Origin of the sequence: Streptomyces daqingensis (assembly GCF_014645895.1) — a bacterium.
Taxonomy (GTDB): Bacteria; Actinomycetota; Actinomycetes; order Streptomycetales; family Streptomycetaceae; genus Streptomyces; species Streptomyces daqingensis.
In genome coordinates this window covers 79,180-92,250 of sequence record NZ_BMMP01000008.1, presented here as the reverse complement: position 1 = coordinate 92,250, position 13,071 = coordinate 79,180, and the positions used below count along the sequence as shown (strand labels likewise).

At 71.1% G+C, this 13,071-nt stretch carries 13 protein-coding genes; 6 read left to right on the top strand and 7 right to left on the bottom strand.

The window, feature by feature from the left end; genetic code table 11:
• Positions 1 to 4: 4 nt before the first annotated feature.
• Together IEY56_RS13535 and IEY56_RS13530 are read left to right on the top strand one after the other, a co-directional pair.
• The gene (locus IEY56_RS13535; RefSeq protein ID WP_229711866.1) at positions 5 to 628 is read left to right on the top strand and encodes a GTP-binding protein; all 624 of its coding nucleotides are present in this window, start codon (positions 5 to 7) and stop codon (positions 626 to 628) included.
• Between the two features lie 53 nt (positions 629 to 681).
• Entirely contained in the window at positions 682 to 1,938 is a 1,257-nt protein-coding gene (locus IEY56_RS13530) for a styrene monooxygenase/indole monooxygenase family protein (protein WP_189037420.1), read from the top strand.
• 211 nt (positions 1,939 to 2,149) lie between these two features.
• Here IEY56_RS13530 and IEY56_RS13525 read toward each other — a convergent pair whose 3' ends face one another.
• The 6 genes from IEY56_RS13525 to IEY56_RS13500 form a co-directional block, all read right to left on the bottom strand.
• Positions 2,150 to 3,259 carry a C40 family peptidase gene (locus IEY56_RS13525; protein ID WP_189037419.1) on the bottom strand — a complete coding sequence of 370 codons (1,110 nt, stop codon included), beginning with the start codon at positions 3,257 to 3,259 and terminating at the stop codon, positions 2,150 to 2,152.
• A gap of 211 nt (positions 3,260 to 3,470) precedes the next feature.
• Positions 3,471 to 4,334, bottom strand: coding sequence for a protein kinase domain-containing protein (locus IEY56_RS13520; protein WP_189037418.1), 864 nt, complete (start codon positions 4,332 to 4,334; stop codon positions 3,471 to 3,473).
• Between the two features lie 223 nt (positions 4,335 to 4,557).
• A complete protein-coding gene (locus IEY56_RS13515; protein ID WP_189037417.1) occupies positions 4,558 to 4,821 on the bottom strand; it encodes a DUF8847 domain-containing protein in 264 nt (87 codons plus the stop codon).
• A 14-nt stretch (positions 4,822 to 4,835) separates the two neighbouring features.
• Positions 4,836 to 5,312 carry a redox-sensitive transcriptional activator SoxR gene (soxR, locus tag IEY56_RS13510; RefSeq protein WP_189037416.1) on the bottom strand — a complete coding sequence of 159 codons (477 nt, stop codon included), beginning with the start codon at positions 5,310 to 5,312 and terminating at the stop codon, positions 4,836 to 4,838.
• Between the two features lie 79 nt (positions 5,313 to 5,391).
• Positions 5,392 to 6,228, bottom strand: coding sequence for a TetR/AcrR family transcriptional regulator (locus IEY56_RS13505; RefSeq protein WP_189037415.1), 837 nt, complete (start codon positions 6,226 to 6,228; stop codon positions 5,392 to 5,394).
• 104 nt (positions 6,229 to 6,332) lie between these two features.
• On the bottom strand, positions 6,333 to 7,286 hold the full coding sequence (locus IEY56_RS13500) for an AurF N-oxygenase family protein (RefSeq protein ID WP_189037414.1): 954 nt from the start codon (positions 7,284 to 7,286) through the stop codon (positions 6,333 to 6,335).
• Positions 7,287 to 7,507: 221 nt separating this feature from the next.
• Between IEY56_RS13500 and IEY56_RS13495 the strand changes: the two genes are divergently transcribed.
• From IEY56_RS13495 to IEY56_RS13480, 4 genes are all read left to right on the top strand, one after another.
• Complete coding sequence (locus tag IEY56_RS13495; protein WP_189037413.1) at positions 7,508 to 8,626, top strand: ferritin-like domain-containing protein; 1,119 nt, start codon at positions 7,508 to 7,510, stop codon at positions 8,624 to 8,626.
• A 294-nt stretch (positions 8,627 to 8,920) separates the two neighbouring features.
• Positions 8,921 to 9,769: a SigB/SigF/SigG family RNA polymerase sigma factor gene (locus tag IEY56_RS13490; RefSeq protein WP_052708434.1), complete on the top strand. Its 849-nt coding sequence runs from the start codon at positions 8,921 to 8,923 to the stop codon at positions 9,767 to 9,769.
• Between the two features lie 347 nt (positions 9,770 to 10,116).
• Entirely contained in the window at positions 10,117 to 11,544 is a 1,428-nt protein-coding gene (locus IEY56_RS13485; protein ID WP_189037412.1) for a tannase/feruloyl esterase family alpha/beta hydrolase, read from the top strand.
• Between the two features lie 120 nt (positions 11,545 to 11,664).
• Complete coding sequence (locus tag IEY56_RS13480) at positions 11,665 to 11,838, top strand: CsbD family protein (RefSeq protein ID WP_074467689.1); 174 nt, start codon at positions 11,665 to 11,667, stop codon at positions 11,836 to 11,838.
• Positions 11,839 to 12,047: 209 nt separating this feature from the next.
• Here IEY56_RS13480 and IEY56_RS13475 read toward each other — a convergent pair whose 3' ends face one another.
• Complete coding sequence (locus IEY56_RS13475; RefSeq protein ID WP_189037411.1) at positions 12,048 to 12,938, bottom strand: RNA polymerase sigma factor SigF; 891 nt, start codon at positions 12,936 to 12,938, stop codon at positions 12,048 to 12,050.
• Positions 12,939 to 13,071: the final 133 nt, after the last annotated feature.

Here is a 13,071-nt window from a genome sequence, read left to right as displayed (position 1 = left end):
GGTCGTGGAAGAAACGCGGGACGGGCAGAAGGCCCCGCTCGACTCTTCCGGGATACAGGACTGGCAGGAGGATCTCTCCCGTGCCCCCATATCGACCAAGATCGTGGTCGCGGGAGGCTTCGGCGTCGGCAAGACGACACTCGTGGGGTCGGTCTCGGAGATCGAGCCGCTGACCACCGAGGCGCTGATGACGCAGGCGAGCGAGGCGACGGACGATCTCGCCGCCACCCCGGAGAAGACCACCACGACGGTGGCGATGGACTTCGGGCGGATCACGCTGGAGGACGACCTGGTCCTCTACCTGTTCGGGACCCCGGGCCAGCAGCGCTTCTGGTTCATGTGGGACGACCTCGTGCGAGGCGCGATCGGCGCCGTCGTCATGGCCGACACCCGCCGGCTGGAGGACTGCTTCCCGGCCCTGGACTATTTCGAGAGCTGCGGTGTCCCGTACGTGGTGGCGGTCAACCACTTCGAGGGGACCACTGCGTACGCCGCGGAGGACGTGCGAGAGGCTCTGTCGGTCCCGGCCCGGGTGCCCGTGGTGATCATGGACGCGCGGGAGCGGGCGACGGTCGTCAAGTCGCTGCTGGCGCTGGTCGGTCACGCCTTGGACGTCGCGCCCGTCTGAGTGGCGCGGGAACGCACGGACGCACGTACACACGCACGGAGAAGAGAGACGCCATGCGCAAGATACTCATCGTCGGAGCCGGCCAGGCAGGGCTCCAGATCGCTCTCGGGCTGCAGTCGCACGGCTATGAGGTCACCGTGATGTCGAACCGCACGGCGGAGGAGATACGCGGCGGCCGTGTCATGTCGACGCAGATGCAGTTCGACAAGGCCCTCCAGCACGAGCGCGACATCGAGGCGAACTTCTGGGAGAGCCAGGCACCGAAGGTCGCGGGCCTGGGGGTCTCCGTGGCCGATCCGGAGTCCGTGCACGGGCCCGGCGAGACCCAGCGCGCCATCAACTGGCTGGGGATGCTGGACCGTTACGCCCAGTCCGTCGACCAGCGCGTGAAGATGGCCGGCTGGATGGAGACGTTCGCCCAGCGCGGCGGGCAGCTCGTCATCCATGGAGCGGCCGTCTCCGACCTGGACTTCTTCGCCGGCAGGTACGACCTCGTCCTGGTCGCGGCCGGCAAGGGCGAACTGGTGTCGATGTTCGAGCGCGACGCGTCGCGCTCCCCGTACGACGCACCGCAGCGCGCCCTGGCCGTCAGCTACGTCCACGGCCTCGGACCGCGGCCGGAGACCCCGGACACCGAATCGGTGCGCTGCAACCTCGTTCCGGGCGTCGGCGAGCTGTTCGTCATGCCGTGCCTGACCACGTCCGGCCGCTGCGACATCCTGTTCTGGGAGGGCATCCCGGGCGGTCCGCTCGACGTCTTCCAGGGCATCAAGGACCCCGGCGAGCACCTCGCCAAGACCCTCGAACTGATGGAGGAGTTCACGCCCTGGGAGTACGCCAGGGCCACGAAGGTGGAGCTGACCGACGCCAACGGCACGCTCTCCGGCCGCTACGCCCCCACCGTGCGCAAGCCCGTCGGGCGGCTGCCCGGCGGCGGCGCCGTGCTGGGCGTCGCCGACGTGGTCGTCGCCAACGACCCCATCACCGGCCAGGGCTCGAACTCGGCGTCCAGGTGCGCGGCGGCCTACACGGCGGCGATCCTCGAGCGGGGCGAGGAGCCCTTCGACGAGGCGTGGATGCAGCAGACGTTCGACCGTTTCTGGGACTTCGTGCAGCACACCACCAAGTGGACCAACGCCATGCTGGCCCCGCCGCCCGAGCACATCCTCAACCTCATCGGCGCCGCCGGGGAGCTGCAGCCCGTGGCGGACCGCTTCGCCAACGGCTTCGCCGACCCGTCGGACTTCGAGGAGTACTTCTACGAGCCGGAGAAGACCGAGGCGTACCTGAAGAGCGTCACCGGGGGCTGACCGGCCGCCGGTTCCCCCGGACACCGCCCGGCCCCGGGCCGTGACGAGCGGAGGGCGGCCGCCGCGCCGGAGTGCTTCCGGTTCGCGGCGGCCGCCGCCTCGTCCGTCCGGGCGGCGGGCCGCGGACGGAGGCGGACGGGGAAGGGGAACCCGCCCGCGGTTCGTGGAACGCGGCCGCTCCTCGCGGCCCGCGCGGCGCGGAGACGCGCCGTCAGAGGGACCGCAGCAGCTTCGACAGGCTGTACCCGCTCACCGGGCGCGCGCCGGAGTCCGGCCGGACGGCGCCGAGGACGGGACGCATGCTGCGCACGGGTGCGAGCTTCACCTCGCTGCCGGGCCGGGGCGCGTGTACGACCCGGCCCCGGCCGACGTAGAGCGCGACGTGCCCGGCGTTCTTGTAGTAGACGACGAGGTCGCCGGGGCGCATCTTGTTCGTCGGGACGCGGCGCAGCTGCTTCCACTGGCCCTGGCTGGTGCGCGGGATGCTCCGACCCGCCTTGCGCCACGCCTTGGAGGTCAGGCCCGAGCAGTCGAAGGCCTTCGGCCCGGCCGCTCCGTACCGGTAGGGCTTGCCGAGCTGCCGCAGCGCGAACTTCACCGCCTGCCGGCCCGCGGAGGACGGCATCCGGCGCTTCGTCGCGGCGGCGGGTGCGGCGGCCGCGGACATCACCGAGTACTGGGCGACGGTGTTCTGCGGCGTCTCCAGGTTGCGCAGCCGCGACAGCTCTCCGGGTGAGAGCGAGGCGAGCATGCCCTGGACGTCGTCCAGACTCCGCCGCACCTCGTCCCGCTGCTTCTTCTGACGGTCGGTCAGTTTCTTCTGCTTCGCCAGTGCCGACCGGGCCCGTGCGGCCAGCTCCCGGTGGTGATGCTCGCCGTCCACGAGCCGCCGCACCACACGGGCTTGATGGTTCGCGACGCGGGTGACCACGTGCATGCCGTCCAGCACGTCGCGCGGGTCGCGGGTCAACAGGAGCTGCATGAGCGGGGGCAGGCCGACGTCGGCGCGCCGGTACTGCCGGCGGGCCAGTTCCCCCGCCTCCCGCCGGCTCTGCGCGAGCGCGGTCCGTACGGATGCCAGCGCCGTCTCGGCGTCCTCGGTCCGCTCACGCTGCCGGTCGAGCTTCGCGGCCGTCCGCCGGTAGGCGCCGGTGGCGGTTTCCGTCTTCGCGTACAGGACCTGCAGCTCCCGCAGGAGTTCGCTGACGGGCTTGCCGGACGGGTCCGCGACGCTCGGCGTCGGCTGGAACGCGAGCGCCGCGACGGTCGCGGCGGCCAGCGTTCCGGCGCCGACGGCGCGCAGACGGGGTGGATGTGACACGGGCTCGCCTCCGATCTGACTCGATACCCGAGCGATCGTGCACGTCGGATGGCGTTACCGGTGAGGTTAGGGGCGCCGAACGGGGGTCCGTCACCCGAAGGGTTCGGGGCCGTCGTCCGAGCGGCAGAGCCGCACGCGGGAGCGGCAGGGGCACGCCGGGCACGCCGACAGAGCGGGGCGCCGCGGGGCGAGTTCCGTCAGGCGGCCGCGGTCAGCGGCCGAAGAGGCGCCGCGACGTGAGACGCCTCGCCGCCTCCGTCATCGCCTCGATCTCCAGCACGTAGGGCTCGGGAAGCCATTGCCCGGCGGGCTGTTCGGCGCTCTCCGAGAGGTCCAGCGCGTGCGCCAGCACCTTCGGTGACGGGCGCGACTCGGGCGTCTTGTGCAGGCAGGCGAACAGCGCGGGGCAGAGCCCGTCCGGAACACCCGTCAGATCAGGGTCCTCCCTGGCCATCGGGAGCATGTTCCCCGCGAAGGGCCGGTGGCCGCTGGAGGCGAAGACCAGGGTGGCGGCGAGGTCGAAGACGTCGTCGGCCTGTTCGTCCGAGCCGCCGCCGGACATGCGGCCCAGAGCCAGCCCGTAGTCGACGACGCGCGGAGTGTCCATGGTGAGCAGCACGTTGTGCGCGCCCAGGTCGCGGTGGGAGACCTGCACGGCGTGCAGCGCCGTCAACGCCCGCGCGAGCGCGCCGCCGAGGGCGCGTACCGCGCCTTCGTGCATCGGGCCGTAGAGGGCGACGAGGGCCTCCAGGGAGACGCCCGGCACGAAGGCCCCGGCGATCCAGGGCTGGTCGCTGTCCAGTTCGCATCCGGCCGCGTCGGCGACGTAGGCGCTGCGGACGCCCATGCCGACCGTCTGCATCTCCTGCCGCAGCCTCGCGCGCAGCGGACGGTCGCGCAGCAGCTCCCGCCGCAGTGTGCGTACGGCGACCAGTTGCTTGCGTGCCCCGCGCCGAGGCGCCCCGCGACCGAGGTAGACGGTCCCCATGCGGCCGCTGCCCAGCACCCCGTGCAGCCGGTACGGGCCCAACTGCTGGGGATCTGTGCTGCGCAGGCCGGTCATCCCTTGGATCACGCGTAGCAGACTAGGCGCACAGCGTGTTCAAGGGGATAGTCGGGACAGAAGCTGTGCAGTTCTTCGCAAACTTCACGTGAGGCCCGGAAATTGTCACCGAACGCACAGATGTTCCTTCTGGGGGGAGTGCCGGGCCGGTCCGGCTCCGCACCCGATGCCCCGCTCGCACCACCGCCGCCCGTCAGGGCGGAAAGCCGCCGCCGCGTCCGTGCTCGCGGCGCGTTCAGGTGCGGCTCCAGGGCCACTTGAGCTTGCCGCGCGGGCGTGCGCCGGGTTCGTGGACGTAGCGCCAGCCCCGCGGCAGCCGCAGACGGGGCGTGTGGGTGGCGGGTTCGAGGCGGTACACGTGGACCGTCTCCGGGCCGGACTCCGTGGAGGGGACCGGCACCTCGTAGGTCTTCGGCGGCCGTCCGTTCGCGCCGACCAGTACGGGCAGCACGCGGCCGTCCATGGGCCCGCCGACGAAGACCGTCTCCTCGCTTCGCACAGTGCTCTCGCTTCTCAGTCGTCGCCGTCGCAGCGGGGGCGTGCCAGCGATCGCGCGCCGGGGCCTTCCTCGCCGAGCTTGTCGTAGGGGTTCGCCAGCGCGCAGTGGCTCAGCGAGAGGCAGCCGCAGCCGATGCACTCGGTGAGGTGGTCGCGCAGCTGCGTCATCAGCTTGATGCGCTGGTTGAGGTCCTCCCGCCAGCACTCCGAGACCCGCGCCCAGTCCTCCCGGGTGGGCGTGCGGTTGTCGGGGAGCAGGGCGAGCGCGGAGCGGATCGCGGCCAGGGGCATGCCCAGCCGCTGGGACGCGCGGATGAACGCGACGCGGCGGAGGGTGTCACGGCTGTAGCGGCGCTGGTTGCCGGAGGTGCGGCGGCTGTGGATCAGGCCCTCTCGCTCGTAGAAGCGCAGCGCGGACGTCGCCACGCCTGCCCGCTCGGCGAGTTCGCCGACGGTCGCCTCCTTGGCCTGCCAGGACAGATGGGTGGACATGGGGCCAGCCTACGCGGGCTTCAAGCTCGCTTTAAGTTGACGGCGGGGGCTCGTTCCGGCCGGCGGCCGGGCCCCCGGGTCACAGCAGGTGCGCCTTGTCGGTGACCACGGGCAGCATGCGGCGTGCCAACTCCCCGACGGGGCCGTCGCGTTCCTCCAGGTCCAGGGCGCGCCGAACGATGCCCGCGGTCTCGGCGTCGCGGGTGGCGGAGGCCATCAGCAGGGCGACGAAGTGGTCCAGGAGCCAGTCGCGGAGCTCGTCGACGGGCGGCTGCTTGCCCTCGTCCAGCCAGATCAGCGACGCGGCCTCGACGACGGTGATCCAGGTGCTCACCGTCATGCGCAGCCGGGAACCCGCGGGGCGGCCGGGGGCGGGAGCGCCCGGTTCCGGCCGGGGGTTCGGCTGGTCCGCGTCCGGGGCGCCGGCTCCCGGGCCCGCCGTGCCGGTGCCGCCCGGGGCGGGCTCCTCCGAGCGGAAGCCGAGGTGGAAGAGGATCTGGTCCGCCGCGGTACGCCGCACCTCGTCGACGATCGCGTGGGTGCGGGAGGTCTGTACGACGCTGCCGCCCTGCAGCAGCGCCATGAAGCCCGCGTCGTGCTCGTCGACGAAGGCGAGGTAGCGGTCCAGGGCGCGGGTGAGGCGGCTCGTGAGAGGGCCCGTCTGCTCCTCGGCGAAGCACTGCTCCAGCTCGTCGGCGGCGCTGCGCAGGGCCGCCTCGTAGAGCTGCTGCTTGCCGCCCGGGAAGTAGCGGTAGACCAGCGGCCGCGAGACGCCGGCGCGGGCCGCGACGTCGTCGAGCGAGACGTCCTCGGGCGGATTGTGCGCGAAGAGGCCGAGGGCCGTGGAGATCAGCTGCGAACGCCGCTGGTCGACGGTGAGTCTGCGATACGCCGGGGCGGTGCCGCTGCTGCTCATCCAACGAGCGTAACCGCCGCCGCGCGGGCGGGGGCCGGGGGCCGGACGGGACGGCGGGACGGCCCCCGGAGCGGACGGGGGAACGGCTCCGGGGGCCGCCGCGCCTACTTGGCGAGGAGCCCGGAGCTGACCCACAGCCTGCGTCCGACGCCCCGCATGATGCCGATCTCGTCGAGGAAGTCGGTGAGCCTGCGGGCGCCGGTCTGCATGACCTCGCGGCGGTGGCCGCTGGCCTTGACCTGCGCGAGCGCTTCCCGCTTGTCCAGGCCGACGTTGGTGTAGACCTCGGGGTTGATGAAGGAGAGGGAGAAGACGCGGGCGGCCTCGCCCGAGCTGATGCGCGTCAGCTCCGCCTCCCAGCGCGGGCACTGGACCATCTGACGGCGCAGTTCCTCACGCGCGTACCGGACGTGCCGCGCCTCTTCGACCACGTGGATGCGGGTGACGCCGCGGACGAGCGGCTGGATGCGCTCGTCGGGGAAGGTGAGCCGCTGCATCCAGTCGAGGATCTCCTCGCCGAGGAGCGTGGCGGTGAAGGAGCCGGGGGTCGTCGAGACCGTCTTCAGCAGCCGGGCCAGATTGTGGTGGAGGCGGGAGACGCGGTAGGCGGGGGCGCCGCTCTTGCCGATCAGGCGGGCGAACATCTTGGAGTGGCGGCACTCGTCCTCTATCTCCGTCAGCGCGTACCGCACGTGGTTGCTGGTCAGCGACTTGTCGTAGATGTGGCGGACGAGGAGCTGCATGAGGATGATCTCGAACCAGATGCCGAGCGAGGCCAGCGAGGCGGCCTCGTGCCGGGAGAGGTCCAGGCGCTGTTCCTCGGACATCCGCTTCCACATGGGGGTCCCGTAGAGCGAGACGAGCTCCGGCGGCCAGAACCACTTGCCTTCTTCGAGCGGGGCGTCCCAGTCCAGTTCGGTGTCGGGATCGAACGAGTGCTTCTTGGACGAGCTGAGCAGGCGCTCCGCGACCTGCTCGCGGTCCTTGAGCAGGCCGAGGGCGTCCCGGAGCGCCTCCGGCGCGTGCTCGCCGGCGGCCGTCTCTGGAGTGATCGTCATGCGGGGCACCTCTTCATCGGGTTACCGAAGGTTACGTCAGCCGTCCTCTTATGAGACTGCTTGTCAGTAAGCCAGTCAATCCCCCGTGCGTCATTGCATCCCCCTGTGCGTACATTGCGCCGTCTTTGTTGACCCGGCGGTAACCCGCGTGTGAGCCTGCGAAGACCGTGCCCGAGGGGCCATGGGCCCCCGGACCCGCCTGTCGGCAGGAGGAGGCGTCCATGTCCACGCACGACCTCTACGTACGCAGCCCCGGAGCCGAGGACTGGGAGGTGCCCGCCTCGGGGTCCGCCAGATTCAGCTGGGACTACGACGACGGCCGTGACCGCCTCCTCGCCCTCTACCAGAAGGGCAAGGACAAGCAGTGGGACGGGCAGCGGCGCATCGACTGGGACCTCGAGGTCGACCCCAAGGACCCGCTCGGCACCCCGGACGAGGCGATCGCGCTCTACGGCACGTCCTACTGGGACAAGATGAACGACGCGGAACGCGCCGACCTGCGGCAGCACTACGCGTCCTGGCAGTTCAGCCAGTTCCTCCACGGCGAGCAGGGGGCCATGGTCTGCGCCGCGAGGATCGTCGAGTCCGTTCCCGACCTGGACGCGAAGTTCTACTCCGCGACGCAGACCATGGACGAGGCCCGGCACGCGGAGATCTACGGGCGCTTCCTGCACGAGAAGGTCGGGATGGTCTACCCGATCAACGACAACCTGCAGGCGCTGCTGGGCGACACCCTCCGCGACTCCCGCTGGGACATGCCCTACCTCGGCATGCAGGTCCTCATCGAGGGACTGGCCCTCGCCGCCTTCGGCATGATCCGCGACACCACGACCAAGCCGCTCCCCAAGCAGATCCTCGCCTACGTCATGCAGGACGAGGCCCGGCACGTCGCCTTCGGGCGCATGGCGCTGCGGGACTACTACAAGCAGCTCACCGAGGCCGAGCTGCGGGAGCGGGAGGATTTCGTCATCGAGGGCTGCTACCTGATGCGGGACCGCCTCAAGGGCGTGGAGGTGCTGGAGAACTTCGGCGTGCCGCAGGCGGAGGCAGAGACCTTCAGCGAGCAGTCGGACTTCCTCAAGCTCTTCCGGCGGCTCCTCTTCAGCCGCATCGTGCCCTGCGTGCGCGACATCGGGCTGTGGGGCGAGCGGCTGCAGCGGGCGTACGTGGACATGGGCGTCTTCGAGATGGGAGACCAGAACCTCGACCTGCTGATGGCGCAGGACGAGGAGATCGCGGAGAAGCTCGACGCGGAGCGCTTCGCCGCGGAGGAGGCCGAGCGGACCGCCGAGGTCGATGAGGCGATTGCCCAGGGCAAGCGGGTGGAATCGGAGACCTGAACCGGCCGCCGGCCGCCAACTCGGCGGCGCTCAGAGCGGCTTGCACCAGAGGCCCCGGACGCATCACTGCGTACCGGGGCCTACGTGTGGCACTTCGCTCCTCATCGACGTAGTTTGAAGGGGATCGGGAGTAACAGACGATTTCCATACTCTTTGGGTGCTTTTGAGCATCCTGTGCTTCGGCCAGTAGGCACAGCTGCGGGAGGGCGGTCGGCGCCGCCGCGCTTGATCGCTGTGTCGACTCCCGTGGTGATGCGCTACCCAAGATCACCGTGCACCGGGAGGCAGCAGGTCATGTCAGCCGTTCGTTTCCGTGCGAAGCACGCACGCCACCCGCATGACGATGCACCCGACACCGCGGCCCACTTCGAGCGCATCACGTCACTGCCCGACGGGCCCGAGAAGGAGGCGCTGCGCCAGGAGGTCGTGCGCGCCTGGATGCCCATGGCCGACAGGCTCGCCCAGCGCTTCCGCAACCGCGGTGAGAACCTCGAGGACCTGCAGCAGGTCGCCGCGCTCGGCCTGGTCAAGGCCGTGGCCCGCTACGATCCGGCGCGCGGCTGCGCCTTCGAGAGCTTCGCCGTGCCCACGATCGTGGGCGAGATCAAGCGTCACTTCCGCGACTACATGTGGGACCTGCACGTCCCGCGCCGGGTGCAGGAGCTGCGCAACCGGGTCCGGGCCAGCAGCCGGGAGCTGGGCGTCACCCTCGACGACCGCTCGCCCACGGTCGCGCAGATCGCCGAGCACAGCGGGCTGAGCCAGGAGGACGTCGTCGTCGGCATGGAGGCGCTGGAGAGCTACAGCGCTCTGTCGCTGGACGCCGAGCTGTCCAAGAACGAGGACGGCTACTCCCTTCTCGACACCCTCGGCGCCACCGAGCCGGGCTTCGACCGCGTCACGTACCGGGAAGCCGTCAAGCCGCAGCTGCGGAACCTCCCCGAGCGGGAGCGCTACATCCTCTACCTGCGCTTCTTCTGCGACATGACCCAGAGCAGCATCGCCGAGCAGCTCGGCATCTCCCAGATGCACGTCTCGCGCCTCATCAGCCGCACCTGCGAGCGGCTGCACCGGGAGGTGGAGGCGGAGGTGGCGCGGGCCCACGAGTCGTCCTCGGCCGAGCGGACCCCGATGACGGTCTAGAGACGGCGCCCGGCGGGCCCCGTCCTGAGCGGCCGCCCCCGCGGAGCCCGTGCGCCAGTGCGGCGCGCGGGCTCCGTACGCGTGCGGAGGGATGTGTGTGCGGCGGGGGGTGCCAGCCGAGGGGCGCCCGCGGGAACGGAGCCGGTGCCGTGGGGGCACCGGGCGGCACCGGGCTGCCTCCGGACCATGTCGCTCGGCACCATGCCCGCGGCGCCGAAGGTGTCGGACGGCGACGTGTGGGGAGGGCACCGGCGCTCGTAGCCTGCCCTCACCCTGCGCGTCGCACTGCGCGGGGTCAGTCGCGTCTGTCCTCTCCCGACCCTCGACCCCGCCACGGAGGCTCCCGGATGACACGGGCCCACAGCAGCGCACGACGCCCGTACCGCCTCGCCACGCTCGCCGCCCTCACCCTGGCGGTGCTCTCCCTCCCCGCGCCGGCCGGCGCGGCCGCTCAGCAGGGCGACCGCGGCTGCTCTCGCACGGACGTCCCGCGCGTACCCGGTGCGGCACACCAACAGGCCGCCTGCCTGGCGGAGTTGACGACAGCCGGGACGGTCGGAAGCGGCCACACCGACCCCGCCGACTGGGCCGGGCTCACCCCCGCGAAGCTGCCCACGCCGAGCGGGGTGCCGGGACTCCAGATCGACGGCTACTTCCCCGACTCCTCCACCACCAACACCAACCACGGCTGGGCCCACGACTCCCAGTTCGTGCTCCGGCTGCCCGCCCGCTGGAACGGCGGCCTGGTGGTGACGGGCTCGCCGGGCAACCGCGAGCAGTACGCCAACGACCGGGCGATCGGCGACTGGGCCCTGAAGCGGGGCTACGCCTTCGCGGCGACCGACAAGGGCAACACCGGCGTCGGTTTCCACCGCGACGGCCGCCGTCCCGGCGACGCCGTCGTGGAGTGGAACCGGCGCGTCACCCAGCTCACGCGCGCCGCGCGCGAGACCGTCGCGCGGCACTACCGGCGGCCGCCCGCCCGCACTCTCGCCACCGGCATGTCGAACGGCGGCTACCTCGTGCGCTGGCAGCTCGAGAACCACCCGGAGCTCTACGACGGCGGCGTCGACTGGGAAGGGACACTGTGGCGGGCCGACGGCAAAGGGCCGAACCTCCTCACCTTCCTGCCGCCCGCGCTGCGCCACTACCCGGCCTACGCGCGGGGCGGGGACGGCGCGGACGAGGCCCGCCGGAAGATGCACCAGGCGGGGTTCCCGCGCGGCACCGAGTTCCTGTGGCCGTACTTCTACGAGAACTACTGGGACCTCACCCAGCGGATCTACCGCGAGGAGATCGACCCCCTCTTCGACGGCGGCACGGAGGCAGGCACCCCGTTCTGCGCTCCCGGCACACCGGGCGGGCCGCCCTGCGACGCCGACTACGACTACGGCTCCCGGCCGGCGGGCGTCCACGACGCCGCCGCGAAGACCGGGCTGACGGGCAGGATCGGCAAGCCCCTCGTCACGCTGCACGGCACCCGCGACACGCTGCTGCCCATCGCGAAGGACTCCGACGTCTACGCCCGCATGGTCCGCGACGCCGGGCGGGAGAAGCTCTTCCGCTACTACCGCGTCGAGGACGGCAACCACGTCGACTCGCTGGCGGACGAGTTCCCCGACGAGCTCCGTCCGCTCACGCCCTGCCACCGCTCGGCGTTCACCGCGCTCGAGGACTGGATCGGGGACGGGAAGCAGCCGCCGGCCAGCCGTACCGTCGAAAGGCCCCGGGACGCCTCGCCGGACGAGCTGCTGGCGGACTGCCCGCTGCGGTGAACTCGCCCTCGGAGCACGGCCGTCGGCGGTTCCGAGGGCCGGCTCGCGACGTTTTCCACCGGGGACGCCGGGCACCCGGTGGGTGAGTCGGAGTAGAGCTCCCGTAAGGAGGAGTCACCTGTGAGCGCGGAGAAGAAGAACAAGGCCAAGGCCGACCAGATCAAGGGGAAGGTCAAGGAGACCGTGGGCCGCACGCTCGGTGACGAGAGGCTCGAGGCCGAAGGCCGTGCCGAGCAGTCGAAGGGCGACGCCCGGCACGCGGCGGAGAAGGCGAAGGACGCCTTCCGGCACTGACCGGGCCGGGCCCCGTCCAGGACGGGTTCCCCAGCACAGCGAAGGAGGCCCCGTGACGGATCTGCCGTCACGGGGCCTCCTTCCGTGTTCTGTGTGTTCCGTGTGCGTGGTGCCCGGCGCGGCTGCCCGGCTGCCCCGACTCACGGCTGCGGCCGGCGGTGCGGCAGCGCTGAGCCCCGCTCCGTCGGGGGAGCGGGGCCGGGCGATGCTCAGCCGCCTGCGAGCATGCCTTCCCGGAGTGCCGAGAGGCTGCGGCTGAGCAGCCGCGACACGTGCATCTGCGAGAGTCCGAGATGCTCGCCGATCTGCGCCTGCGTCATCTCGTCCCCGAACCGCATCTCGAGGATCTTCCGGTCCCGGTCCGAGAGTTGGGCGAGCAGCGGCTTGAGCGCGTGGAAGTCCTCGACGAGGTCCATGGCGCCGTCGCGTTCGCCCAGGACGTCGGCCAGCGAGGCCTCGCCCTCCTCGTCGTTGACGGTGGCGTCGAGGGAGGAGGAGTTGTAGCCGTTGGCGGCGACCTGCCCCTCGACGACCTCCTCCTCGGTCACCCCGAGGTGTTCGGCCAGTTCGCTCACGCGGGGGGACCGGCCCAGCTTGGCGGTGAGCTTGTCGTTGGCCCGCGCCAGGTCCATCCGCATCTCCTGCAGACGGCGCGGGACCCGGACGTCCCAGGTGGTGTCGCGGAAGAAGCGCTTGATCTCACCGACGACGTAGGGGATGGCGAAGGTCGTGAACTCCACCTCGCGCGACAGGTCGAAGCGGTCGATCGCCTTGATCAGGCCGATCGTGCCGACCTGCACGATGTCCTCCATGTCGTCGCCCCGCGAACGGAAGCGGCGGGCGGAGTACCGGACGAGTGTGAGGTTGATCTCGATGAGGGTGTTGCGCACGTACTGGTACTCGTGCGTCCCCTCCTCCAGCACGTTGAGCCTGTCGAAGAGGGTCTTCGACAGCTGGCGTGCGTCCTCCGGGGCGAGGTTCTCCGGCTCGTCGATCGTGGGCAGCTGGACCGAGGTCTCCTCAACTGCCCGTCCCTCCGGGACGGTCACCTCGGCCGTGGCGTTCTCCGCTGTCGCGACGGTCGGCGTGGCGGAAGTCATCGCTGGAACCTGCCCTTCACCTCGTTGGAACAACCGGTCGGGCTGACCGCGTACCCAGCATGATGCTGAACACGCGTACCAGTTCTGGTTCTTGTCCGTTTTGTAACGCAATGCGGGGTATTGAGTTCCGACA

Coding starts and splice junctions, on each gene's coding strand:
- IEY56_RS13475 (WP_189037411.1), bottom strand. CDS start 12,938: ATGACTTCCGCCACGCCGACCGTCGCGACAGCGGAGAACGCCACGGCC.
- IEY56_RS13505 (WP_189037415.1), bottom strand. CDS start 6,228: ATGAGCAGCAGCGGCACCGCCCCGGCGTATCGCAGACTCACCGTCGAC.
- IEY56_RS13530 (WP_189037420.1), top strand. CDS start 682: ATGCGCAAGATACTCATCGTCGGAGCCGGCCAGGCAGGGCTCCAGATC.
- IEY56_RS13485 (WP_189037412.1), top strand. CDS start 10,117: ATGACACGGGCCCACAGCAGCGCACGACGCCCGTACCGCCTCGCCACG.
- IEY56_RS13495 (WP_189037413.1), top strand. CDS start 7,508: ATGTCCACGCACGACCTCTACGTACGCAGCCCCGGAGCCGAGGACTGG.
- IEY56_RS13490 (WP_052708434.1), top strand. CDS start 8,921: ATGTCAGCCGTTCGTTTCCGTGCGAAGCACGCACGCCACCCGCATGAC.
- soxR (WP_189037416.1), bottom strand. CDS start 5,312: ATGTCCACCCATCTGTCCTGGCAGGCCAAGGAGGCGACCGTCGGCGAA.
- IEY56_RS13500 (WP_189037414.1), bottom strand. CDS start 7,286: ATGACGATCACTCCAGAGACGGCCGCCGGCGAGCACGCGCCGGAGGCG.